20 protein-coding genes are annotated in these 24,184 nt (G+C 47.8%); 10 read left to right on the forward strand and 10 right to left on the reverse strand.

The window, feature by feature from the left end; genetic code table 11:
* Positions 1-33: 33 nt before the first annotated feature.
* Positions 34-3,609, forward strand: coding sequence for a carboxypeptidase-like regulatory domain-containing protein (locus tag GJJ30_RS05940; RefSeq protein ID WP_154174173.1), 3,576 nt, complete (start codon positions 34-36; stop codon positions 3,607-3,609).
* A 107-nt stretch (positions 3,610-3,716) separates the two neighbouring features.
* Here the strand turns inward: GJJ30_RS05940 and GJJ30_RS05945 are convergent, their stop codons facing one another.
* From GJJ30_RS05945 to GJJ30_RS05975, 7 genes are all read right to left on the reverse strand, one after another.
* Positions 3,717-4,244: an acyl-CoA thioesterase gene (locus GJJ30_RS05945; RefSeq protein ID WP_154174175.1), complete on the reverse strand. Its 528-nt coding sequence runs from the start codon at positions 4,242-4,244 to the stop codon at positions 3,717-3,719.
* A 37-nt stretch (positions 4,245-4,281) separates the two neighbouring features.
* Positions 4,282-5,766 (reverse strand): capsule assembly Wzi family protein, encoded by a 1,485-nt coding sequence (locus GJJ30_RS05950; RefSeq protein ID WP_154174177.1) that lies wholly within the window; start codon positions 5,764-5,766, stop codon positions 4,282-4,284.
* A gap of 33 nt (positions 5,767-5,799) precedes the next feature.
* The gene (locus GJJ30_RS05955; RefSeq protein ID WP_154174179.1) at positions 5,800-6,999 is read right to left on the reverse strand and encodes a DUF748 domain-containing protein; all 1,200 of its coding nucleotides are present in this window, start codon (positions 6,997-6,999) and stop codon (positions 5,800-5,802) included.
* Positions 7,000-7,076: 77 nt separating this feature from the next.
* Positions 7,077-7,850 (reverse strand): pentapeptide repeat-containing protein, encoded by a 774-nt coding sequence (locus GJJ30_RS05960; protein WP_154174181.1) that lies wholly within the window; start codon positions 7,848-7,850, stop codon positions 7,077-7,079.
* 164 nt (positions 7,851-8,014) lie between these two features.
* The gene (locus GJJ30_RS05965) at positions 8,015-8,380 is read right to left on the reverse strand and encodes a hypothetical protein (RefSeq protein WP_154174183.1); all 366 of its coding nucleotides are present in this window, start codon (positions 8,378-8,380) and stop codon (positions 8,015-8,017) included.
* A 76-nt stretch (positions 8,381-8,456) separates the two neighbouring features.
* The gene (locus GJJ30_RS05970; protein ID WP_154174185.1) at positions 8,457-9,164 is read right to left on the reverse strand and encodes a PD-(D/E)XK nuclease-like domain-containing protein; all 708 of its coding nucleotides are present in this window, start codon (positions 9,162-9,164) and stop codon (positions 8,457-8,459) included.
* A gap of 102 nt (positions 9,165-9,266) precedes the next feature.
* A complete protein-coding gene (locus tag GJJ30_RS05975; protein WP_154174186.1) occupies positions 9,267-9,947 on the reverse strand; it encodes a hypothetical protein in 681 nt (226 codons plus the stop codon).
* 297 nt (positions 9,948-10,244) lie between these two features.
* Here GJJ30_RS05975 and GJJ30_RS05980 point away from each other — a divergent pair, with 297 nt between their 5' ends.
* From GJJ30_RS05980 to GJJ30_RS06020, 9 genes are all read left to right on the forward strand, one after another.
* A complete protein-coding gene (locus tag GJJ30_RS05980) occupies positions 10,245-10,670 on the forward strand; it encodes a helix-turn-helix transcriptional regulator (RefSeq protein ID WP_154174188.1) in 426 nt (141 codons plus the stop codon).
* Between the two features lie 31 nt (positions 10,671-10,701).
* Entirely contained in the window at positions 10,702-11,445 is a 744-nt protein-coding gene (locus GJJ30_RS05985; protein WP_229312985.1) for a tyrosine-protein phosphatase, read from the forward strand.
* A 434-nt stretch (positions 11,446-11,879) separates the two neighbouring features.
* On the forward strand, positions 11,880-13,211 hold the full coding sequence (locus GJJ30_RS05990) for a UDP-glucose dehydrogenase family protein (RefSeq protein ID WP_154174190.1): 1,332 nt from the start codon (positions 11,880-11,882) through the stop codon (positions 13,209-13,211).
* Between the two features lie 79 nt (positions 13,212-13,290).
* Positions 13,291-14,271 (forward strand): UDP-glucuronic acid decarboxylase family protein, encoded by a 981-nt coding sequence (locus tag GJJ30_RS05995; protein WP_154174193.1) that lies wholly within the window; start codon positions 13,291-13,293, stop codon positions 14,269-14,271.
* Between the two features lie 147 nt (positions 14,272-14,418).
* Entirely contained in the window at positions 14,419-15,561 is a 1,143-nt protein-coding gene (locus tag GJJ30_RS06000; RefSeq protein WP_154174195.1) for a glycosyltransferase family 4 protein, read from the forward strand.
* Positions 15,562-15,646: 85 nt separating this feature from the next.
* On the forward strand, positions 15,647-16,420 hold the full coding sequence (cmk, locus tag GJJ30_RS06005) for a (d)CMP kinase (RefSeq protein WP_154174447.1): 774 nt from the start codon (positions 15,647-15,649) through the stop codon (positions 16,418-16,420).
* A 171-nt stretch (positions 16,421-16,591) separates the two neighbouring features.
* Positions 16,592-17,530, forward strand: coding sequence for a GDP-L-fucose synthase (gene fcl / locus GJJ30_RS06010; RefSeq protein ID WP_154174197.1), 939 nt, complete (start codon positions 16,592-16,594; stop codon positions 17,528-17,530).
* A 32-nt stretch (positions 17,531-17,562) separates the two neighbouring features.
* Complete coding sequence (gmd, locus tag GJJ30_RS06015) at positions 17,563-18,675, forward strand: GDP-mannose 4,6-dehydratase (protein ID WP_154174199.1); 1,113 nt, start codon at positions 17,563-17,565, stop codon at positions 18,673-18,675.
* A 188-nt stretch (positions 18,676-18,863) separates the two neighbouring features.
* On the forward strand, positions 18,864-20,342 hold the full coding sequence (locus GJJ30_RS06020; protein ID WP_170299137.1) for a capsule assembly Wzi family protein: 1,479 nt from the start codon (positions 18,864-18,866) through the stop codon (positions 20,340-20,342).
* A gap of 36 nt (positions 20,343-20,378) precedes the next feature.
* Here GJJ30_RS06020 and GJJ30_RS06025 read toward each other — a convergent pair whose 3' ends face one another.
* The 3 genes from GJJ30_RS06025 to GJJ30_RS06035 form a co-directional block, all read right to left on the reverse strand.
* On the reverse strand, positions 20,379-21,485 hold the full coding sequence (locus tag GJJ30_RS06025) for an acyltransferase family protein (protein WP_154174202.1): 1,107 nt from the start codon (positions 21,483-21,485) through the stop codon (positions 20,379-20,381).
* A gap of 180 nt (positions 21,486-21,665) precedes the next feature.
* Entirely contained in the window at positions 21,666-22,871 is a 1,206-nt protein-coding gene (locus GJJ30_RS06030; protein ID WP_154174204.1) for a glycosyltransferase, read from the reverse strand.
* Between the two features lie 11 nt (positions 22,872-22,882).
* Complete coding sequence (locus GJJ30_RS06035; protein WP_170299138.1) at positions 22,883-24,169, reverse strand: glycosyltransferase; 1,287 nt, start codon at positions 24,167-24,169, stop codon at positions 22,883-22,885.
* Positions 24,170-24,184: the final 15 nt, after the last annotated feature.

The raw sequence follows: 24,184 nt of genomic DNA on the forward strand, positions 1-24,184 counted from the left end.
AGATTATTTTTAAGGAATTCTTTTCCGAAACCTATGAACCCGTTTTTCGCCAACCGTTTTTCCAAACTGCTTGCCGGTTGGCTCTGGGTATTTACGCTATATACCAGCGCCGTTGCGCAGGAAACGACCACCATAACCGGCCGGGTGACCGAAAAACAGACGGGGCAGCCGGTGCCTTTTACCAACGTTTACCTCAACAACACCACCCACGGCACAACGACCGACGACAAGGGGCACTACCGGCTCACGAATGTGCCGCTCGGTACCATTGAATTAGTCGCTTCGTTTGTGGGTTACCAGCCAACGCGCCTGTCGGTCCGCCTGGAAAACACCCAGCCGCGCACGATCAATCTGGAGCTGAAAAGTACGGGCCTGACGCTCGCAGATGTGACCGTGAAGGCGAAACGGGACAAGACCTGGGAGCGGCATTACCGGGAATTTGAGCGCGAACTACTCGGCAGAACGCCCTTTCGGAACCAGTGCGAGATCATGAACCCGAATGTGTTGCGGTTTACGTACGAGAAAAATATCCTGAAAGCGACCGCTACGGAACCGCTGGTGATCGAAAACCGGGCGTTTGGTTACCGGATTCAGTACGACATGCAGTATTTTGAGGTGGAGACCAACGGCCCCATGTATTTCGCCGGGGCCACCCGCTTTGAAGAACTGAAACCGGCCGATAACCGGCAGGCCGAACGCTGGCGGCACAACCGCCAACGGGCTTATCTGGGCTCGACGCGCCATTTGATGGCCAGCCTGGTGGCCGGGAATTACGAAAAAGAAGGGTTTATGGTGTATCAGGTAAACCCGAAAATTCCGGAACGGACGAACAGCACCAATTTATTCTGGGATATTAACCGCCATTTGCTGCCCGTCAATACCGATTCGCTGATCAAACCGGGGCGTCTGCTGTTTGAACGGCGGCTGGTTAGCCCGACGCCCCTGAAGGTTTTTTACACCAAGATCATTTCAAATTATTCGCCCTATCGGGATGCGCCCTATGCGTATACCGAATTCCGGTTTCCGCAGGGAATGAGTGAAATAACGACCGACGGCCGGGTGACGCTGCCGCTGGGGATGCTGGCCATGGGTTCGCTGGGCAACGACCGGTTTTCGTCGCTTTTACCCGCCGACTGGCAGCCGGTTTCTACGGCCGATAAACCCGACTCCGCGCTTACCGCTCCGATTGAAGGGCAGGTCCTGGCGTCCGACTATCGGCTGGATTCGGTGGTGCGGCACTGGAAACTGGCGCATCCGTATCAGGCACCGTCGGTTTTTGCCCACATCGATAAACCGTTTTACGTCACCGGCGACCGGCTCTGGCTCAGTGCCTACGTGCTGGAACCCACGACCGGACAGGTCCTGTTTGGCGATGGTGCCCTGCACGTCGATCTGCTGACGCCGGAGGGCAAGCTGGTACAACACCAGTGGCTGCGCATCAGCGAAGGCCGCTCAACGGGCGATTTCCGGCTTTCGGATTCGCTGGCGACCGGTATTTACCGGCTTCGGGCCTACACCGACGAAGATTATGCATCGACCCGACCGGCTTTTGAACGGGCGATTCCGGTTTATAATTTTCTGCGAACAACGCCAAATCCGGTGGCCAATGCCCCCGCTGATCTGGACGTTCAGTTTCTGCCGGAGGGTGGTCGATGGGTGGCCGGTTTGCCGACGCGACTGGCGTTGAAAGCCGTTGGGCCGGATGGGCGCGGAAAAACCGTGTCGGGACGGATTGTGGACGGCCAGGGGCAGGAAGTAATTCGTTTTACGAGCAATCGGCTGGGGATGGGGAGCGTGGTGTTGAGTCCAAAAACCGGTCAGTCGTATCTGGCCGAAGTTCAGCACGACGGACAGGTTCAGCGGGTGGCGTTACCGGCCGTTGAGCCGGACGGACTGGCGCTGAACGTCGATGCGGTGAGCGATACGACTGAACTGGTCGTGCGGATTCTGGCGAATGGGTCGCAACCCGATCCGGTTGTTTACCTGACCTTTCAGAGTTACGGGCAGTTGATCCAGCGGGCCAAAATGAAACTCCAGGACGGAAAAGCCCGTTTGAACCTGCCAATGGCGGTTTTGCCGCCCGGCCTCTGTCAGGTGACGCTTTTCGACGCCAATGGCCAGCCCCGTGCGGAGCGGCTGATTTATGTGCTGGAACAAACCCGACCGGTTCGTCTGAGTGTGACGCATGAAAAAGCAAAATATACGCCCCGCGAACGGGTTGTGCTGAACCTGAATGTGTCCGACCAGCCGAACGCTCCTGCGGTCGCAACATTGTCGGCGTCGGTGACGGATGCCGACCAGATTCCGGAAGATTCCGCCGGGGCCGACATTCGGACGCATTTGTTGCTGACCGGCGATTTGCGGGGCCGCGTCGAGCAACCCGGTTTTTTCTTCAAAGACACCACGACCGCAACGCGCCGGGCGCTGGACGATCTGCTGCTGACCCAGGGCTGGCGCCGGATCGGGCTGCGAAAACCGGAATCGGCGGGAGACACGCTGGGCGGCATTGTGTTCAGCGGGCGGGTTTTGGACGAAAAGCGCAATCCGGTTCCGTTTGCCGAACTGCTGGTTGCCGCGCCTGCGTCGACCCAAAACATTCCGCATTCGATTGGTACCAACCGCTACGGGCGGTTTCGGATGGCGGGATTGAGCGTAACGGATACCCTGCAACTGATTGTTCAGGTGATGAATACCCAGTTTAAATCCGTCAAAGCAACGGTTGAACTCGATACGGCCGGGAGCGTCTGGAAACCAGTGAAAAGGGTGGCCGAACCGGCGCCAGACTGGCGGCAGTTTCAACACCAGCTCGATTTGGCCCGGCTGCGGCAGGAAACCGATCCGGGATTGTACCGGGATAAACAGGTCAAAGTGCTGAAAGAAGTGACTATCAAAGGCTATCGGCCAAAAGAGCGGGAGGAGGAAAGCGGGCCCAGGAGTCTGCACGGCACTGCGGATGCGACGCTTCTTTTCGACGCAAGGTCTCCGGTGTATGCCAATGTTTATGAAATGCTGCGGGGAAAAGTGGCGGGTGTTGAGGTAAAGCAAACCATGATCGGCTATACCGTCAATATCCGGAATGCCATCTCATTTGGCACGGGTAATTCCATGCAACTTCAGTCGCCGTTGTATTTGCTTGACGGGTCCTACCTGACCGAAACCCCCGACGGAAATGCGTTGCTGAGTTTAAATCCCAGTGATATTGAGCGGATTGAGGTGCTGAAAAATGCGGCCACATCGGCGATTTACGGCGCACGGGGCGGTAACGGCGTCATTGCGTTTTACACCAAGCGCGGGTTGTCCAAAAGAACAAAAGCGCCCGAACCCAGCCCCGGACTTAACCAGATGCCGTTTCTCGGTTTTCCGGCCCAGCGGGAGTTTTACGTGCCGCGTTACGAAGAAACCAGCGCTGCGGTTCTGGCCGACCAGAATGCGCCCATCGACCGCCGGGATGTGCTGTACTGGAAACCGCTGATCCAGACCGATGCCAAGGGAAACACCAATATTGCCTTTCCGTTATCGGACGTGGTTCGGACCATTCGCGTTGTCGTTCAGGGCATTACAACGGATGGCAGACCGGTAGTGGGGATCACAAAGGTGCGGGTGCAGTAAACCCATTTTTTATGTTCGTGATTCGGTGTTCGTTATTCATTATTCGATATGAAAGGCTCAAATATCGAATAATGAATAACGAACACCGAATTACGAAATCTGCCGACTCACTCTTCCTCCATCTCCCCAAAAAGCGCCTTCAGTTCTTTCGCATCGTGCGGTTTCATGCGCCCGGCCAGTACCAGACGGAGTTGCCGACGGCGGAGCGCGCTGGCGTACAACTCTTTTTCGGCATCGGTTTCGGGCGTTACGGGCGGAACTTCGATCGGGCGGCCGTTTTGATCGACGGCAACGAAGGTGTAAAACGCGCGATTGGTGCTCATGCGCGTGCCCGCCGGGATATCTTCCGCCCAGACTTCAATATTGACCTCCATCGACGAGTTAAAGGCCCGTGTAACCTTGGCCTGCATCGTGACGATATTTCCCAGCTTGACTGGTTCCGAAAACGAGACGTTATCGACCGAAGCGGTGACGACAACGCGGTTGGAATGTTTCTGGGCCGAAATGGCCGCACAAATATCCATCCAGTGGAGCAATCGTCCGCCCATCAGGTTGTTGAGGGTGTTGGTATCGTTGGGCAATACCATTTCGGTCATCGTGACGAGGGATTCGTGGGCAAATTTGGGCTGTGGCATGCCGAAATTTACAAAATATTCGATTTGATTGACGGATTTAGCGGTTTTGGGCAGTCCAGGTTTTTCGAATGCTCAGAAAACCGCCCACCGAATTCTCATACAATTGACCGGCATCGGCGGCTACGGCGGCCGTTATGACAGAACCGCCCAGCCAGGACACCGGAATTCCCAATTGCACCAGCGACGAAAACTGACGCGGTTTTTCGGGATACGGAACGTCGTAGGTGCCGTAGTTGAGGCTGTAGGAGGCTTTTGCGAGCAGATCCATTCGTCCGGCTACAAGCGCGCGGAGTCCCAGATGGAAAAGCTGAATGCGGTTGTTGGTGACGATCCAGGTCGAACTATCCTGGTATTTGGCCTGCACATCGGGATACCGCGTGAGAAACGGGGAGCCCAAAATCCGGTCCCGGTAGGCCCACCCTTCGCGGTACTGCGAATTATTGAAGTAATTGTCGCGACCTTCGCCCCGGCGCAGGGTGCTGAGGCCGTATAAATCCAGAAACGAACCGCTCTGACTTTTGGTCAGCAGAACTTCCAGCAGCAGATCTTTCACCTGAAAAACCGCATTCGACGAAACCGCCCGGTGGAGTTTGATGCCGGTTAAACCGTCGGGCAGGTTGGCAAAAATCATCCCGGACGAGTCTTCAAACGGATGCTGATGATACAGAAACAGGCTGTGGGTTTTGCCCGGAATTTCCAGACCAAAATCGTAGCTGCCGAGGTGGTTGCCAACCCGGTTATAGCCGTCGAAGTTCGTATAATTGGCCCCGCCCTGCTTGTTGCGGTGCTGGACCGTCAGGAAAACCATCCCAAAATCGCTCAGCCGACCGGGAAGTTGCCCGTTTACGGCCAGATTCGGATCGAGGTAGGCCGATTTTCCGCCCCATTGCGCATTGTGATTGATGCCGGCATATAACCGAAAACCCCACGACGGTTTTCCGAGTCGCCAGATGGTCGATTTCTGGTGCAGAAACGAATGCTGCATGTAGTCGGTGTTGGCAAACCAGCCGTGCGCGATAAAGGCGTTGACGCCGAGCCAGCCGTCGCGCCAGAGTGGCGTAAAACCGCTGGTGCCAAACCGGATTTTAGTCATGGGAAGCGCATTCCCCGACCACGACCAACTCCCTGAGGATAAGGTCGTATCGACCAGCCCGATCACTTCCCGGCGACGACCCGCTACCAGCTCGAGCGCCCGGTGCGTCACCCGAACGTAGGCTTCGGGCAGCAAAAGTTGATTTACTTTTCCGGTATTTCCCACCACCTCGGCCCGGTAATCCAATGTCCAGGCGCGTCGGCTTCGGGTGCTGGTATCGACCAACGGAGCGGTGCCGTAAGCCCCTATTCGCAGGGTAGCGATGGGGTTTTGGGTAGGAATAATGCCAAATTGATTGGTTCGCAGCCAGAAAGGCGTTTGCTCCGTGCTGGCTGCCAGGCCACCGATCTCCGCGTAAGGAATAATCCGGTTCTGGGCGCTGCTCTGGTAAACTAAAATCAGGAGCAGAAAACCGTAGAGTTGTTTCATACGATTGCTAAGCTACTGATTTTGTTGCTATTCTCACGAATTCTTCTCCTTTTTCCGAGCCTCTTTGCGCTCTTCCCGTTTTTTCTTCCGTTCTTCTTTACGCTCTTCGCGCCGTTCTTTGCGTTCGGCTTTCTTTTTTTCGCGGTTTTCCTTGTAATCCTCTTTCAGGTTTTCAACCGCATCTTTGAAGGTCACGGTATTATCAAATTCCTTCGTGAAGGCTTCGACGTAGGCATTCCGCAGAACACCGATAATGATGGGCCATACCTCGGTTTTTGTGTTCTCAACCGTTCCCCGCAGCGGAATCCGCGTGGCGACCTGATCTTTCTTCTGGTTTTTGAGAATCTCCGTACCAGCCTGTGCCAGCAATTCGGTGAAAAACCGGCCAACCGTCCGGTTTTCACCGGGTTCTTTCAGCTTGAAGATTTTCATGTCTTTGGTCAGCGGTTTGAAATAACCCACCAGCCGACCGTCGTACATCGCCATTTCGCTGTATACACTCACCGTTCCGCGCTCAAAATCAACGTTGCCGTACTTCCGCGCCAGGTCATTGAGTTTGACCAGTTGCAGATTATCCAGACTGAGGTTGTAATTGAAATCCGGCAGTGGTTTGAGCAGGTACATGCCTGCCGCGAATTTCATGGTGCCGCCCCAGCCCGGCACGTCTCCCGTCGCCGTTACCGGCGACGGCAACCGGCCCTGCTTTTCCTCGACGTTGCGAATATTGCGAATTTCGAGGGCGAATTTCTGGAGCGAAAGGTTCGTTTTGGTGGCTTCAAACAGGTTTACGAGGTCCACTTTCCCGTCGAAAGCCGCAAACCGGTTGATTTTGATGGGCAAAATATCCTTCACCAGCTTGGTCCAGTCGAGTTCTTTACCGGTTTGGCTGGCCTGTTCATTATAACTGAAAGCAAAGTTCAATTCGGGGCGATATACCTCGACCTCGCCCACCAAAGCACCTTTGAACAGCGATTTCCATTCAACCGACAGATCGATTTTAGGAGCGTACAGAAAAGGTTCCTTGATTTTACCGTTGATCTTGCGGATGCGCAGTTCTTTGATCTGGTAAGAACCCGTAATAAGCGCAATATCGACATCCTCGACATGGCCGGTGTAGGAGCCCATGTCCGCCATCAATTTGTTGAGATAGCGCAGAACGAAATACGGAAGCAGCAATCTGGCGACTATCAATAGAATGACAACCGCCAGAATAATTTTTGTGGAGCGTTTCAAAGCAACAAATGATTAATGTTGCCTATAAAACCGGAAACAAACAGAATGGTTACGTGCCGCCGTACGATCGTGCGGTTTTACCGATGGCTGGGTGAGAATTTCCGGCCGTCGAGCGTCGCGTATTTAAAATCGGCGGGGCCGTCAAAAACCGTATTGTCAAAACTGGAATTGCGGGGCAAGTGCGTGTATTTGAAATCGGCCATGCTGTCGAAGCGCGTGCTGTTGAAATTGGCACCTTCGTCGAATTTCGTGTATTTAAAATCGGCGTACTGGCTGAAACGGGCCTTACTAAATCCGATTTCTTCTCTAAAACCGGTGTATTTGAAATTGCCCAAAGCGCTGAACCGGACGTCGCTGAAGTCGGCGGCTGCCCGGAATTTCGCGTACTTAAAGTTGGCTTCTTCCCGGAAGCTGCTGCCGGTAAACAACGCCCGCTGTTTGAAATCCGAGTATTTGAATTCAGATCCTTTTTCGAACGTACAGTTTTCAAACGTGACGGCTTCCATGAAATGGGCCGTATACGTCACGCCGTTTCCGCTCCACCGACGACCTTCTTTGTCGATGTGTTTATACGCCAGAAAATTGCCTTTGAACGTGCAGTTCCGAAACGTGAGCGGGGTTTCAACGGTAGTTTCGTAAGCGTCGTTATCGCCCCAGATACTTTCGTTCGCGCGTTTTTTATTGGCAAGTTCCGTCAGGTCGAGTTCGCCGGTGATGGTGGCGTTTTCGTAGGAAACCACCTCTTTGCGGTTGATTTTAGCTATTATCTCGCTGGCATTAACCGTACGTTGCGCCCACGTGGCTGGCAGGATGGCAATCACAAACAGAAGGGTAGTCAGTACATTTTTCATAAAGGAAGATCTGATTTTCCCTAAGGATGAAAATACGCTGGCAAAGGTTGCATGAGGTTTTGAAGGAATGCTAAATGTAAAATGATGAACGCCAAATGTAAAAGTGCCGGATTGGAAAAACACTTTTACATTTGGCGTTCATCATTTTACATTTAGCATTCAACTTACGGTAGCCACAGCGCTTTGTCGTAGGCGATTTCGTAGTCGAATTCTTCGAGGGGCGTGAAGTCGGCAAACTTTCCGGCTTCGTCCATCCGGATTGCATACCACAAACCGGTGGCATCGCGGAGTAAAAGCCGGTAGCCATAGAGTGGGTGGTAAGTGTCGCCGTCGGTGCGGTGATCCCAACCGGTTTGTAATTCAATGGCAAAGGCAATCTGCGCCAGTGCTTCGTTGATGTGCGCCATCAGGCTGCCAAAACTGTCTAATTCTTCCATCCAGATCACCAGTCCATCGATTCCCCAATCGAATAGGGGAGCAGCAGAAACGCGATCGGACGGTTGGGTGATAACAATTTCGTTTGCGATCATTGTGATGACTAAAAAATGAAAAATGATGAGTGTAGAATGCTGAATGTCAATGTTTTATTGTCAGCGTCTGTTTCTGTTACGACGCCTGGCGCAGCCACATACCGGTTTCTTCCGGCTGTTGCTCCTTCCACTTGCGGAGCCAGAATCGGTATTTTTTTCGTCCGTAATCCACAAAATCCGGAATCGAAGTGGCATCGACGGCAAAAAGCCGGTGCGGTTTCTGTTTCTGAACGCCGATCAAGACAAACCGGAACTGGCGGGTTTGCGCCCATTCCTGATTGTCGGAATGACGGAGGCTGTCGAGGTAAAAGGCCACCTGCCGGTCGTAATCGTAGTCGTAACAGCTTTGCAGAAACTGGCTCTGGGTGCGGGCCGAAGTGGTTTTGAAATCCAGCACCAGCACACTCCGGTTTTTAGGACTGGTATAAACCATGTCCAGACGAGCCTTGCAGGCCAGTTCGGTCGTTGGATCGGTAAAAAGCACGATGCGTTCGCGTTCCGATTTCCGCAGATACCGGCTGCAGAACGAATCGCGACGAACCTGCTCGGTCAGGTGTTCCAGACGTCCCGATTCGACCGGTTTCATGTCGGGCAGCAATTGCTCGATGATTCCGCCGACGCTTTCCGGTTCCAGGAGGTGTGAATGGAAAGCCCGCCCGAACTGCATTGCCCGCTGCGGAACAAACCGATTCGAAGTATAGCCCAAACTCTCTTCCTTCAGCCGGGTCAGATCGGAATTCGAGACCCTCGGAATGGAACGATAGTCGATCAATTCGGTAATCATACGGATTGTATTTTGATGAAGTATAAAAATCTGTTTGGCAAGGTCGGGCCGGGAAGATCAGCACTGGCTGATCTTCCCGGCTAAAAACCGGTCATACAAAAACTAGTTCAGCAGATGAATCCCGTTCTCGGTCAATGACTCTTCGGTCGGGTTGAGAAACGGATTGTAGTAATTGTAGGCGGTTTTGATGTTGGCGATGTCGGTCAGCGTTTCCTGGCGGAAAATTTTGTTTTCCTGGCCAAACGCTTTCAGCGCAGCGGTTTCTTCCGGATCGGCCAGTTTGTAGCTAAACGTGGCGATGTAATACACGCCCTTTGGCTGAATCTTGGTATTTTCCTTTTTTTCAGCCACAGCCGTAATCACCACATCAGCCAGCGTCAGGTCGTCGTAGAACAGCGGTTCGATCAGTCGGAAGATGTTATCGACCGAATAACCGTGAAACAAAATCGCCGATACGCAATTCTTGTCATCGATAAAAAAGATCTCGGCCCAGTTTTTGGTACCCATATTCAAAATATTATCGGTAAAGATGCGCCAGGCAATTGGCTGGAATGTAAGCGCGCGACCGTTCGATGGGCCCCCCAGTTTTTCGGTGCCATTGATGTTAAAGATGCCCTCTTTGGCGTCGAAACGGTATTGGCGAGGGTGCCCTTCCAGGTATTTGTAACGACCGACAGTGGGATTTGCAACGACTTCATCCGTCGTTTCGTTAACCTTCTGATAAAGTTTCAGTTCCAAACCATTTTGATTTGTTGCGCCGGTGTTGTTTTTTTGTGTGTTCATTAGTATTTGTTGTTTACTGTTCGGACAGGGGGACCGCTATGCGATCCCTTTTGCCTTTTCAGGGGGTTTGTATTTAAGTTTAAATATACACAATAGTATGTATAATACAAAATGATACATAGAAAGATTTCATAAAAATTACTTTTGCCGGAAAACCGCTGAGAAAAAAGCCTTCACTGCCCTTTTTTAGCGTTTATACCGACTTCTGCTTTTAAGTTGCCGGAAATTCATCTAGATTGGAAGACGGAACCTATGTGCTAAAAAATACATACTTTTGTGTAAATTATTTGATTGCGTATGCCCATCGGAGCGCGTTTGCAGCAGTTGATCGATGCCCTGGACATCAGTGTTCTGGAATTTGCCCGGCAATTGGGTGAGAAACGGGGTGAAAAGGTATACCACATTTTACACGGTCGTTTGAAGCCCCGGTACGAAACTTTACAAAAAATTTTATCGGCTTATCCCACCGTCAACGCCGACTGGCTGCTGCGGGGTGAAGGGCTGATGTTCCGGACGTTACCACAAACTCCGCTGGCTGCCATCACGTTAGACGACCGGCTGCGAAATATGGAGTTTCTTTTGTTTCAGTTAAACGAACGTGTAGCTTTGTTACAACAAACGAACGACTTGCTCCGGCAGGAACTGGAGGAAGTTATCGGTCAAAAAAAAGTCATTAGTCTCTCATACGTTAGTCGTCGGTCAGATTTATCTTCGGAAAGCTGATAAGTGCGGGATTCGCGACTTTATACAATCTATGTTCTCATTTTTTAAGCGACGCCAGGAACAAGCTTCTTTTTCGGATTTCGGATTTTTGGGGGTAGATATTCATTCGCACCTGATTCCGGGAATCGACGATGGTGTGCCCGATCTGGAGACTGCATTGACCTGTCTGCGGGCTTTTGAAGAAATGGGGTATAAAAAAGTCATTACAACCCCTCATATTCTACGCGACTATTACCCCAACAGCAGCGATACCATCCGGCGCGGCCTCGACGAACTCCGCGAAGCGATTGCCGGAACCGATCTGAAGATTGAAGTGGAAGCGGCTGCTGAATACCTCATTGATGATCATTTCGTCAACCTGCTCCAGGCCAAAGATTTGCTGTCGTTCGGTGCCAACAACTATTTGCTGGTCGAATTATCGTTTGCAAATGCGCCCCTGAATTTAGACGAAATCGTTTTTCAGATTCAGACGAAAGGTTACCAGCCCATTCTGGCCCATCCCGAGCGATACTCTTACCTGAAAGACCAATCCGAGCGGTTTCGTAAACTGAGGGTGCAGGGCTGCCTGTTCCAACTGAATCTACTTTCGCTGGTTGGGCAGTACGGCGGGCGCGTCCAGCAGCAGGCGAAACAATTGCTCGATGATTCGATGGTCGATTTTGTTGGTTCCGACCTGCACCGACCCCGGGATGCTGAAAAATTAGCCCAATTTCTTCAAACCAAAGAGTTTGCGTCCCTGAGTTCGCATACTTTTCTCAATTCTTCCTTATTGTAACGTCTTCGTTACAGCATTTATCCGGGCAGGCCGAATTACGTTTTATAATTCGGCCTGCCCGGTTTTTATTAATCCTTCCCAAGTTGCGGCATAGTTTTTGTTTCGATGTCTGATAAATAGGAAAAAGACTTTGCTCCTATTTAAGCCTTTTGAGTGAAAGAGTATCAGATTAAAAATTATTTATTGGATTATTAAAAGTTTTTTTACTTATTATGGCTATTTTAATTGAAAAATATAGGGATGTTTCAATTTTCCTTTTCTATATTTAGCTACCAATATCTGAGATAAATAAGGAATTCTCTGTCTGATTTTGTCGCTCAGGCGACTGACCATCCACCCATACTCTGATTCTGAACAACCCTTGTGAAGGGCTTTATTCGTTCAGCTTTTCTGTCGGAAACTCAAATTATATTCATTATTTTTTACTCAACGTTATGAAAATTGCTGTAGTAGGAACCGGTTACGTGGGACTCGTAACCGGGACCTGTTTTGCCGAAACCGGTAACCAGGTAACTTGTGTCGATGTCGATGAGCGGAAAGTTCAGAAACTCATCAACGGCATTATTCCCATTTATGAACCTGGGCTGGATGTGCTCTTTAACCGGAATACCGCCGAAGGCCGCCTGAAATTCACCACCAATCTGGCCGAAGGCATTGAAGGAGCGGAAGTGATTTTTCTGGCATTGCCAACTCCTCCGGGCGAAGACGGTTCTGCCGATCTGAAATACATCCTTAAGGTGGCCGGTGATCTGGGTCAGCTCCTGAAAGATTACGCGGTGATCGTCGACAAAAGTACCGTGCCGGTCGGAACCGCCGAAAAAGTCCGCGATTATATTTCGCTGGCGGCTCAGGTCGATTTCGATGTGGTGTCCAACCCCGAATTCCTCCGCGAAGGCGTCGCCATCGAAGACTTCATGAAACCCGATCGCGTGGTGATCGGCACCCAGTCAGAACGCGCTAAAGCGGTCATGAACAAGCTGTATGCGCCCCTGGTGCGCCAGGGCAACCCCGTCATTTTCATGGACGAACGCTCGGCCGAAATGACCAAATACGCGGCCAATGCCTTTCTGGCGGTGAAAATCTCGTTCATGAACGAAATTGCCAACCTCTGCGAAAAAGCCGGTGCCAACGTCGACGACATTCGTCGGGGCATCGGAACCGACAGTCGGATCGGCAAGCGGTTTTTGTTTGCCGGTATTGGCTACGGCGGCAGCTGTTTTCCTAAAGACGTGCAGGCGCTGGCCAAAACCGCTCAGGAATATGAATATGATTTCCAGATTCTGAAATCGGTCATGTCGGTGAACGCCAAACAGAAAACCAAGCTGCTGCCGGTGATCAACCAGCATTTCAACGGCGATCTGAAAGGAAAAACCATTGCCATCTGGGGTTTGGCGTTCAAGCCCTACACCGACGACATTCGGGAAGCTCCGGCCCTGGAAAACATTCAGGCGCTACTGGCAGCCGGTGCGAAAGTGACGGCTTACGACCCGGAAGCGATGGACAACGTCAAGAATGTGCTGGGCAGCAAAATCACCTACGCGCACACTTCGTACGCGGCTTTGGACGATGCCGATGCGCTGGTGATCATGACCGAGTGGCCGATGTTCCGGACGCCGGAGTTCAGCAAGATGAATCTGTTATTGAAGAACAAGGTGATTTTCGACGGTCGGAACCTGTACGAACTGGAGCAGATGAAGGAGATGGGCTACACCTATTACAGCATTGGCCGCGAAACTGTAACGCAGGAAGTTGAACAACCGGCGTAATAAAATTTTACCGCCTACCGGAAACAACATCCGGTAGGCGGCTTTACTCAACGTTATGAAAAATTTTTAATCAGGTTACATGAAGCGCATTCTGATAACGGGTGGTGCGGGATTTCTGGGCTCACACCTTTGCGATCGATTTATCAAGGAAGGGTATCACGTCATTGCGATGGATAACCTCATTACGGGAGATATACGCAATATCGAGCACCTTCTTCCGCTGTCTAATTTCGAATTTCACCACCACGATGTATCGCAGTTTATCCACATTCCGGGGGAACTCGATTACATTTTACACTTCGCATCGCCCGCCAGCCCGATCGATTATTTGAAAATCCCGATCCAGACCCTCAAAGTCGGTTCATTGGGGATTCATAACTGCCTGGGATTGGCGCGCGTCAAGAATGCACGGGTTTTAATTGCTTCAACCTCAGAGGTATACGGCGATCCGACCGTTCATCCGCAGCCCGAAGAATATTGGGGAAATGTCAATCCCGTTGGTCCTCGGGGCGTGTACGACGAAGCGAAGCGATTTCAGGAAGCAATCACAATGGCGTATCATACCTACCACGGTCTGGAGACGCGCATTGTCCGGATTTTCAATACCTATGGTCCCCGGATGCGCCTGAACGACGGCCGGGTTCTGCCCGCTTTCATTGGCCAGGCCCTGCGCGGAGAAGACCTGACGATCTTCGGTGATGGCAGCCAGACGCGCTCGTTCTGTTACGTGGATGATTTGATTGAAGGCATTTACCGCTTGCTGCTGAGCGACTACGCGTATCCGGTCAACATTGGTAACCCGGGCGAAATCACCATCAAGGAGTTTGCCGAAGAAATCATCAAACTGACGGGTACGGATCAGAAGGTGGTTTACAAACCGTTGCCGAAGGACGATCCGAAGCAGCGCCAGCCCAATATTTCCAAAGCCAAAGTGCTTTTAGACTGGGAACCCCGGGTGTCGCGCGCGGAAGGTTTGCGAATCACGTACGAATACTTCAAAAGCCTGCCCGAAGAGGAGTTATACAAGGCGGCTTATCACCGGGAGTTTTCGGCTAGTTAACTGAAGGATTGTAAACGTCTTCAGCTAAGGAGCGGTTTTTAAATAGAGAAACTATTCGATTGATTATCTGCCGATTGTCGTTTTTGTACGTCCGGTAACTGGTTTGTATGTCGGAGTTTTAACTTGTGTGCATCATTGAAAAAGGATATGAAAATTTCATATGTAACCACCTATGACGCTCAGGATGTACACAATTGGTCGGGCATTGGCTATTACATGGCCAAGTCATTCGAGGAGCAGTTCATTGATGTCCACTACGTTGGAAATCTGACCACGAAATACGAAACCTTTCAGAAAATCAGTCGGCGTCTGTACAGGACCCTGCTTGGTAAAACACACCTGGCGGATCGGAACAATGGAATTGCCAGGCATTATGCCGACCAGATAAAGCAGCGGTTGAAAGATGTAAAAACGGACGTTATTTTTAGTCCGGGCAGTGTGCCGGTTTCGATGGTGGAAGACAAGCGGCCAATCGTCTTTTGGACCGATGCGACTTTCAACGGCATGGTTGATTTTTACCCCGGTTTTTCGCATCTGACGGCCGACTCGATGAAGTACGGCCATTCGCTGGAGCAAGCCGCCCTGACCAAATGCAGTCTGGCGATTTATTCGTCCGACTGGGCTGCCCAAACCGCCCTGCAGTATTACGACATAGATCCCGGGAAAGTAAAAGTGGTTCCGTTCGGAGCTAATTTAGACGGCGATCGGTCGCTGGAGTTAGTAAAAGCCAACCTGAGCCGCAAATCCGGTTCGGTATGCAAACTGCTTTTTTTAGGGGTCGAATGGGATCGGAAAGGGGGGGATGTAGCTTTTGCCGTCACGCGTCGGCTGAATGAAATGGGCGTTCCTGCCGAGTTGTTAGTGGCAGGTTGCACGCCCAAAATAGATGGGCCAATGCCCGGTTACGTAAAGCCATTGGGCTTTATTAGTAAAAGTACGGTGGCCGGTATCGATACCCTTCAGGTTCTGTTGGCGACCTCTCATTTTTTGATGCTGCCGACTAAAGCTGATTGCGCTCCTATGGTTTTTGCGGAGGCAAATTCAATGGGCCTGCCGGTTATCACCTCGAATGTGGGCGGCATTCCAACCTTGATTAGAGACGATCTTAACGGAAAAATGTTCGGTCTGGACAGCGCGGTTGATCAGTATGCCCGGTTTATTGCCGACGTTCATACAGATGCGAAACGGTATCAGGAATTGTGCTTGAGTTCTTTTAATGAATACGAAACAAGATTGAACTGGAACGTAGCCGCGCAGACGGTGAAGGGGCTACTGTCGGCATTGCAATAAGTCTGTCGGGCGGTTCATCGTTGCAGAGCTTATTTAAAGAAGATTTACTCAACGTTAGTTTAAAGAAATTTTGTCTATGGATTTTATGAATGATCCCCAGCGGTTTTCTTCTGCAAGGCCAGTAAAGATTGAGATTCGAAACCCCCGGATCATTATCGCGATCGATGGTCATTCGGGTTGTGGCAAAAGCACAACAGCCAAAAAGGTAGCTTCCCATTTGGGCTATATCTATGTGGATACAGGTGCCATGTACCGGGCCGTTACGCTGTATTTTCTGCGAAATCACATTTCATTTACGGACTTACCGGCCATTGATGAAGCCCTGGCGACGATTTCAATCTCCTTCCAGTTTAATCCGGAAACGAACGGCAATGAAATTCACCTGAATGGGGTGAATGTGGAAAACGAAATCCGGAAACTGGAAATTGCCAATGCGGTACCGGTCGTAAGTGCCATTCCGGCAGTGCGCAGGATGATGGTAGCCATTCAGCAAAAGCTTGGTCGAAACCGGGGTATTGTGATGGATGGCCGCGATATTGGTACGAAGGTATTTCCGGAAGCGGAACTGAAAATATTCATGACTGCTGACGCGCTGATCCGTGCCGAACGCCGTCAACTGGAACTGCAGCAAAAAGGGGAAGTGGTGGCGTTGGCCGAAATTTTGGAAAACATCCGGAAGCGCGACCACCTGGATACGACGCGCGCCGAGAGCCCGCTTCGCCAGGCCAGTGATGCCGAGTTGCTCGACACCTCATTCATGACCATCGACGAACAGGTCCGCTGGGTAGTCCGGGCGTGTGAGAACCGGATAGAACTGGTGACTGAACCAGCGCTAACGGATTTACAATACGAAGGATAAGGTACGGTTTTCGGCAAAACCGCCTTTGTACATGGTGCGTAAGGCCACCTTTCTTTGGGCGGATTCTTCAAAACCAGTCCCCTAATTCTAAAGCTGATTTACTCAACGTTATAAAAACCAGTTAAGCAATTTTATGATTCACCACTACGAGCCTGCTAATTGAAATCAATAATGAGAAAACAAGACAAAATATACGTAGCCGGGCATCGGGGCATGGTTGGTTCAGCTATAGTCCGAAACCTACGGAATAGCGGTTATCAAAACATAGTAACCCGAACCTCGTCGGAGCTGGATTTGAGAAACCAGACTGCAGTGGCTGATTTTTTTGCGGATGAACAACCAAATTATGTGTTCCTGGCAGCTGCTAAAGTAGGAGGTATATGGGCCAACAACGTTTATCGCGCTGAGTTTCTGTACGATAATCTATTGATTGAAGCCAACATCATCCACAGTGCTTATAAGAATAAAGTAGAAAAATTGCTTTTTCTGGGCTCGTCCTGTATTTATCCAAAAATGGCTCCGCAGCCGTTGAAGGAAGATTATCTACTGAGCGGTTATCTGGAAGCAACCAATGAGCCCTACGCCATCGCTAAAATAGCCGGAATTAAGCTTTGCGAAGCCTACCGAAGCCAGTATGGTTGCAACTTTATTTCGGCGATGCCGACCAATCTATACGGCCCGAACGATAATTATGATTTGCAGGGTTCCCACGTTTTGCCGGCCTTGATTCGCAAGTTTCACGAAGCAAAAAGCAACGGTAGTGCCTTTGTCGAAATTTGGGGCAGCGGTTCTCCCCGTCGTGAATTTCTGCACGCTGATGATCTTGCCGATGCCTGTGTGTTCCTGATGGAAACTTACAATGAAAAATTGTTTGTCAATATCGGAACGGGCGAAGATGTCACGATCCGGGAATTGGCGGAGCTGATAAAAGAAACCGTAGGTTTCGAAGGTGAACTCCGCTGGAATACTGACAAACCGGATGGCACACCTCGTAAATTAATGGACGTTTCGCGGCTACATAATTTGGGATGGCAACATCGGACTGATTTGAAAAAAGGTATATCCATAACATACCAGGACTTTCTGCGCAATCAGGAAGTATATGTCTAAGTAAAACCAAAAGGAAATAATACTCAATTGTTATGAAAAAAGCATTAATTACCGGTATTACGGGTCAGGATGGCGCTTATCTAGCCGAATTGTTGTTGGAAAAAGGCTACGAAGTCCACGGCATCAAGCGCCGGAGTTCGCTATTTAACACGCAACGGATTGACCATTTATACGAAGATCCGCACGAAAAAAATGTGCGTTTCAAGCTCCACTTCGGCGATCTTTCCGATTCGACCAATATCATCCGGATTATTCAGGAAGTACAGCCCGACGAGATATATAACCTCGGAGCGATGTCGCACGTACGCGTCAGTTTTGATGAACCTGAATATACCGCTCAGGTCGACGGCATTGGAACGCTCCGGATTCTGGAAGCCGTCCGGTTGCTGGGCCTGACCGAAAAAACCCGTATTTACCAGGCTTCGACTTCCGAGCTGTACGGTGGCGTGCAAGGCCACGCGCAGTCAGAATTGACGCCGTTCTATCCCCGTTCACCCTACGCCGTCGCCAAATTGTATGGCTACTGGATTACGGTCAACTACCGGGAAGCCTACAACATGTATGCTTGCAACGGTATTCTGTTCAACCACGAATCGCCACTACGGGGTGAAACATTCGTAACCCGGAAAATTACCCGCGCGGTAGCCCGGATCGGGTTGGGATTGCAGGATAAAGTATTTCTGGGCAACATTGACTCACTCCGTGACTGGGGACACGCCAAAGATTATGTAGAAGCCATGTGGTTGATTCTGCAACAGGAAAAACCGGAAGATTTTGTGATTGCCACCGGGGTTACGACCACAATCCGCGATTTTGTGAAAATGGCATTTGCGGAAATTGGTGTGGAACTGGCATTCCAGGGTGAAGGCGTAGAGGAAAAAGCCTTTGTCGTCAGTGCTTCAAATCCGGATTTCCCAATCGAAATTGGCAAAGAAGTGCTGGCCATCGACGAACGGTATTTCCGTCCGACAGAGGTGGATTTGTTGCTGGGTGATCCGACCAAAGCCATGACGAAGCTGAACTGGAAGCCTAAATACGATCTGGCGGGGTTGGTGAAAGATATGATGAGCGCCGATATCGACCTGTTCCGGCGCGATCAATTGCTGGCCGAGGAAGGACATCTGGTGCTGAATTATTTTGAGTAAAACGGTTTTCTACAGTCCTAAAATCAGTGAAGCCACCTGATTGGTGAAAGTGCTTTTGCCACTTTCACCAACCAGGTGGCTATATACTTAGGATATACCTACATCAATACGACGGCCTACTCCAGACCTGTAAAGATCTAATGATTTTGGCAGGTCTTGATCCAAATCTTCTAATTGATCCTATCCCCATGCGATTATTCTTCAATAGTGTTTGTCTGTGCCTGCTTAGCTGGACGGTTTATGCACAACAACCCCTCTCGACTGTTCAATTCTCAACGGAGATAAGCGGAATGGCTTCTTCGGCCCGCCGGACACCATTCTGGCTGCGGGCTAACCAATTCGGTACGGTTCCGCTGATCGCTCCGGCCGGTATGATACGCCTGGGCAGTTCGGGGATATTCAGACGTGATAGTCTTGGAAAAGGCTGGTTTTTAGGATATGGCGCCGAGGCAGTTGCCATTGCCGGACCGAACAATCGGGTGATACTACCGGAAGCCTACGCCAGAATTGGCTACCGATCCATTGAACTGGTAGTTGGCCGGAGGAAGGAAGTGTTGGGGCTGGTAGATACAACCCTATCATCCGGATCTTATTCATGGTCGGGCAATGCATTGCCAATTACCAAGATTCAATTGGGAACGAATGGATTTGTTCCTTTAAAGTTTACCAAAGGACTCATTTCGATAAACGCCTTTTTTGCGCATGGCTGGTTCCCGAATACGGATTCAATCCAGAATTCTTATTTGCACCAAAAGGCTCTATATGGCCGCATTGGAAAACCGCATTGGAAGGTCAAATTTTATGGGGGAATTCTTCACAATGCGCAATGGGGCGGAAAATCAGATTACCTGGCACCCATCCAGGCGGTAAATGGGAAGATGCCTTCTTCTTTTAAAAGCTATTTATCCGTTGTGACCTCTCAGCAACCTGCCAATACCAGTGATTACGCCTTTCCGGATGCCGTCAATCGGATTGGAAACCATTTAGGGAACATGGATATAGGAGCTGAGATTACGATTAAAAACTACACTGTGCTGGGCTATTATCAGCATCCATTCGAAGATAAATCAGGCATTGCCTTAGTCAATTTACCCGACGGTTTATACGGTATTCGTTTGCAAAACAAAGCAAACACAGAGGACCGGTTTTTAAAACTCAAAACGATTACTGTTGAATACTTAACGACCAGGGATCAAAGTGGCGCAACGGTTAAAATAAACAGCCCTAAATATGAGGGAATGGATGATTACTTTAATAATATCCAATACATTGACGGGTGGGCAGTGAACGAACGAATCATTGGAACCCCGTTTATTACGAGATACAAGGATACCAAACCGGAATGGGACACCCATCTAACCCCATCTAAAAAGAATCAGGGAAGCATGATTAACAACAGCCTTGTTTCTTTATACCACTTTGCTTTCCTGGGAGCGTTGCGTTCGGGGGCTACAATTGAAGCTCGGCTTTCCATCAGCAAAAATTACGGAACGCACTGGAAGCGGTTTCCGGAGGATGTGACACAAACTTCCAGCTTGGTTCGGTTTAATCTGCCAGTCAATTGGCTGGGTGGAAGCATTATCGGTCTTAATTTAGCAATGGACCAGGGTTCACTTTATGATAATGCTGTTGGTGGAATGATCAGCTTTAAGAAGGTTTGGCGTTAAGGAGAAAACAGTCCCAGTATACTAAATTTGTTGTTATTAACTTGCACTAACATCGGCAATAATCTTCTTTTGTTCGAATCTGTCTCTGGCTATTTTAATGATTGGTTTTTCAATAAATTTATGTACCAGGATTCCACCAATACAGCTTAAAATACAGGTAATCACCAATACGGCGAACGGATTCGCTGCGGGCTGAAACTTAGACCATACTCCTAAAACCGCTGAAATAATTCCAGGATGGACTAAATAGATAGAATACGAGGCATCCCCTAACTCTAATCCAAATTTATCGACCCTATTTAATGGACGACTAGAAAATAAGAAGATTGAGATTATTACAATTAATGTTGAAAATAAGCCAGTAATTATAATAAAGTTATTCCCCATAATTCTTTGATAAGAAAAGAAAAATAAAGGTATGGTTAAAATTGCGCAAAGGATAAAACCATTCCAGTTCTTTATTGTATAATTCAAAAAGCCATAATTATACAATACTCCGATTAAAAACCCCATGCCAAATAAAAGGTTTGCTTTGTGAAATAAGAAGTCACAAAGCTGGTGAAAAGTTGATGCGGGAACTAAATCAGAAATGCCGCACCAAAACCAAAATACAGGCGATAAGAACCATAGGGTTAATATCTCCCACCTTGGTTTTACAGAAAGAATAAATACACAGAATAGCAAATAAAAAAGAACCTCGTGGCGCAAAGTCCAGATTTGACTTGGCATTATATCACCAATTGGAACCAAAACCGCTGCCCGTAGATATGGAAGGGGAGTAAAGGTACCTCTTCCCAAGAATCTAAGGGAGGCATATCCAATAATACAAACCCACATGAATGGAATAATACGTATAAAACGACGGGTTAAAAAATCCATCGGGCTGATTTTGGGATTAATCCGGTTGTTCAGTGAAACATGAGAGATGATGAAACCACTTATTACAAAAAACAAATGAACTCCCGAAGATCCAGAAAGTAACCAGGTTGGCAGGAAATTAGTACTGAAATACTTTGGGAAATTAGCCATTTCAGCGACATGGCAAAGAACGACCATTAAAGCCGCAAGGCCCCTCAAATACTGAATTCCAATAATTCCTTTCGAGTGGATTTCTTTTTGAGGAAGTGTATGAATTTGATTCATAACTCTTGATAATTAAAGTAAGGTATACGACTATTATGGGTTCACCATTGGCAACTAACCGCAGTACATCGGCTTTAAACTCGGCGATATACTTTCATTTTGGTTGTTGGGATTTGTTTATGGTACACGGAGTTAAATAAGTTTTGTATCCGAGTATTCAGGACTATATCAGTATGTGGTTTAGCCGAGAGTAGTGACCTCATGGTCTTTCACCATTGCAAAAGAATTAAACTCTAAATTTTTAACTTGTACCTCATCACTCCATTCAGGATTAGATACTTTTTTGTATATTTCTGATAAAATTTTAGAGTTTTTAGACGAATTGTGGAAAGTGTAAGAATAGGACGCACCATTCTCTCCAATACGCTTAGCTAAAATAGGGTTTTCTAAAAGATCCAGAATAGCCTTGACATACTGTTCTTTTGTCAAGCATGCATACCCATTCTCTCCGTTTCTAACTACATCAAGGCATCCGTCGCAAGCACTGACGACGCAGGGTACTCCCGCACGCATCGACTCAAGTAGAGAATAAGGAAGGCCCTCAAATACAGATGTTAGGACGAAAACATCAAGTGAATTTATAAATTCAGAAGAAGCTTTAGGATCACACCAGTCAAGTATATGAAATTGGTCTGCAATACCATATCTGTTTATAAGATCAATTACTTCAGTTTTTAAGTGATCATGGAAACCTGCTCCGAGTAAATAAAAATGTGATTCAGGATGAGTTTGTATTACATGATATGCTACTGTTACATATAGAAGAGGATTCTTCTGGGGGGTTAATCGAGCAATGGTTCCAATTTTAGGATGTTCATTTTTAGGATAGTTGGTTCTTTGTAAACTCGAGTAATTTAAAGGAAAAGTCACTGAATTTAGCAGGACGTCAATTGAATTTTGTTTGTGACCAACTTCATAGATGAGTCGATTGGCTTCTGAATAAGAAACAGTTAGAATACGATCGGTAAAAAATTTAGCGAATGATTCTAAGGTAAAATAGATTAACCTCTTCATGCCCGTAAATGACAAGTAAGATACACCGTTTGGAGTAAACAGGGAAGGATATCCTGCCAGCTTAGAGGAAATCCGTCCAAGAAAACCTGCTTTAGAGCTATGAATATGAACACAAGATGGACGCTCGCGCTTTATCAGTCTATATAGGCGAATGAGTGAAATAGAATCGCTGAATGGATTGAAATTTCTTGATATATCAATTTCAATATGCGCTACATTGTGTTGAGCACAAACTTCCGATAATGTTTTACTGGGAGGAGAAATAATCTTAAGGTCAAACTGCTCTTTGTCGATGTGAGTAATTATTTCCCTAATATAAGTTTCAACCCCTCCTAAAGATTGAGTTATGTGAAGTATCTTGATTTTCTTCATAAAAGTAAAATTTAGTATTGACGAATCGTAGAAAAAGATGACGGGTCAGTTTCAAATGATTCAACTCTTGAAAGTATTGGATTAAGTTTATAATCAAATAGCTCTAAGAATTTACTAGAAAAAGACTCTAATGAGAATTTTTCTTTATCTGGAAATCCTAAAAACTTAGGTTTCTGGATCGTTATATACTTTAAAGCTTCATACAGGGATTCAGATTTATTAGGGTCATAAGTTATACCGTTTACTTCTTCAGAGATCGTTTCAGTAACGCCTGTTACTCTTGATGCAACGCTAAATAAACCGCTAACTGAACTTTCAATCAAAACAACAGGTGAACCTTCAGTTGACTCAATCGTACCGTCATACCCTGAAAATGTAGACTTTTCTTTATCAATAGTGGGAAATATAAAATAATCAACATTCTTCATCCATTCCAAAACGTTACTTCTCCAATCCATCCAATAAATATATTGGCTTAAACCATGCTTATCTGCAAACTCAACTAGCTCATTTTTGAAATTGATTTCAGCGTTATTTGAAGGCTTTCCTAATATAATAATAATTGGTAGATTAGTTTCTTCAAGCGTATTCTTTAAATGATTAAATGCAAAAATCAAATGATGTAACCCTTTTTGTGGTTTAATTAGCCCAGCATATAAAAATTTTGTCCTGTTCTTGTGATTTTCTGGCAAGAGAATTTGTAGCTCTTCTTTTACAACATTACCATCAACCTTATCATATTGAGAAAAATCAATTCCGTAGTTAATTACTAATTTTTTACTTGAACTTGGTAAGCTATTCTGAACATCAATACTTGGAGAGACGACGTGGTCAATAAAGAAGAAAAACAAAAGTTTAGAGAGGATTGGGTTCATTCTATTCTTGCTTTGCAAGTACATTATCTTTTTACCTCGAAAAAATAATAATGGAATTTTTAACATTACCGCCCCTCTAGGATCACAGAAATAAAAATAGTCAAACTTTCCTTTAGCGAAGATATTTATACAGGATTTATAAAAGGGAAATAAGCCAGTAAAAAGGGTCTCAATAATAACTGATAATTTAAACCATTGACCAAAATTGCCATATGAAAGCAACCGGTTATTAGTCTTTAATATTATAATTTCATCAACGTAAGGTGAAAAATTTTTCGATATTTCATTCTTTGAATCATCTGCTAATAGTAAAGTAATGTGATAATTTTTCTGTTTTAAAACTTTACAAAGATTCAATGAAACTCTTTGAGCTCCCGAAAAAAAAGGATACGCTTCAAAAAATAAAACTTTCTTTTTATTCATTACCATAGGATGTTA

It is taken from the genome of Larkinella terrae (assembly GCF_009668025.1).
In the GTDB taxonomy this organism is placed as follows: Bacteria; Bacteroidota; Bacteroidia; order Cytophagales; family Spirosomataceae; genus Larkinella; species Larkinella terrae.

Excerpts from the sequence above, each read along its gene's own strand:
- GJJ30_RS05940 (WP_154174173.1), top strand. The coding sequence starts at position 34 with ATGAACCCGTTTTTCGCCAACCGTTTTTCCAAACTGCTTGCCGGTTGG.
- GJJ30_RS05945 (WP_154174175.1), bottom strand. The coding sequence starts at position 4,244 with ATGCCACAGCCCAAATTTGCCCACGAATCCCTCGTCACGATGACCGAA.
- GJJ30_RS05950 (WP_154174177.1), bottom strand. The coding sequence starts at position 5,766 with ATGAAACAACTCTACGGTTTTCTGCTCCTGATTTTAGTTTACCAGAGC.
- GJJ30_RS05960 (WP_154174181.1), bottom strand. The coding sequence starts at position 7,850 with ATGAAAAATGTACTGACTACCCTTCTGTTTGTGATTGCCATCCTGCCA.
- GJJ30_RS05965 (WP_154174183.1), bottom strand. The coding sequence starts at position 8,380 with ATGATCGCAAACGAAATTGTTATCACCCAACCGTCCGATCGCGTTTCT.
- GJJ30_RS05970 (WP_154174185.1), bottom strand. The coding sequence starts at position 9,164 with ATGATTACCGAATTGATCGACTATCGTTCCATTCCGAGGGTCTCGAAT.
- GJJ30_RS05975 (WP_154174186.1), bottom strand. The coding sequence starts at position 9,947 with ATGAACACACAAAAAAACAACACCGGCGCAACAAATCAAAATGGTTTG.
- GJJ30_RS05980 (WP_154174188.1), top strand. The coding sequence starts at position 10,245 with ATGCCCATCGGAGCGCGTTTGCAGCAGTTGATCGATGCCCTGGACATC.
- GJJ30_RS05985 (WP_229312985.1), top strand. The coding sequence starts at position 10,702 with ATGTTCTCATTTTTTAAGCGACGCCAGGAACAAGCTTCTTTTTCGGAT.
- GJJ30_RS05990 (WP_154174190.1), top strand. The coding sequence starts at position 11,880 with ATGAAAATTGCTGTAGTAGGAACCGGTTACGTGGGACTCGTAACCGGG.
- GJJ30_RS05995 (WP_154174193.1), top strand. The coding sequence starts at position 13,291 with ATGAAGCGCATTCTGATAACGGGTGGTGCGGGATTTCTGGGCTCACAC.
- GJJ30_RS06000 (WP_154174195.1), top strand. The coding sequence starts at position 14,419 with ATGAAAATTTCATATGTAACCACCTATGACGCTCAGGATGTACACAAT.
- cmk (WP_154174447.1), top strand. The coding sequence starts at position 15,647 with ATGAATGATCCCCAGCGGTTTTCTTCTGCAAGGCCAGTAAAGATTGAG.
- fcl (WP_154174197.1), top strand. The coding sequence starts at position 16,592 with ATGAGAAAACAAGACAAAATATACGTAGCCGGGCATCGGGGCATGGTT.
- gmd (WP_154174199.1), top strand. The coding sequence starts at position 17,563 with ATGAAAAAAGCATTAATTACCGGTATTACGGGTCAGGATGGCGCTTAT.
- GJJ30_RS06020 (WP_170299137.1), top strand. The coding sequence starts at position 18,864 with ATGCGATTATTCTTCAATAGTGTTTGTCTGTGCCTGCTTAGCTGGACG.
- GJJ30_RS06025 (WP_154174202.1), bottom strand. The coding sequence starts at position 21,485 with ATGAATCAAATTCATACACTTCCTCAAAAAGAAATCCACTCGAAAGGA.
- GJJ30_RS06030 (WP_154174204.1), bottom strand. The coding sequence starts at position 22,871 with ATGAAGAAAATCAAGATACTTCACATAACTCAATCTTTAGGAGGGGTT.
- GJJ30_RS06035 (WP_170299138.1), bottom strand. The coding sequence starts at position 24,169 with ATGAATAAAAAGAAAGTTTTATTTTTTGAAGCGTATCCTTTTTTTTCG.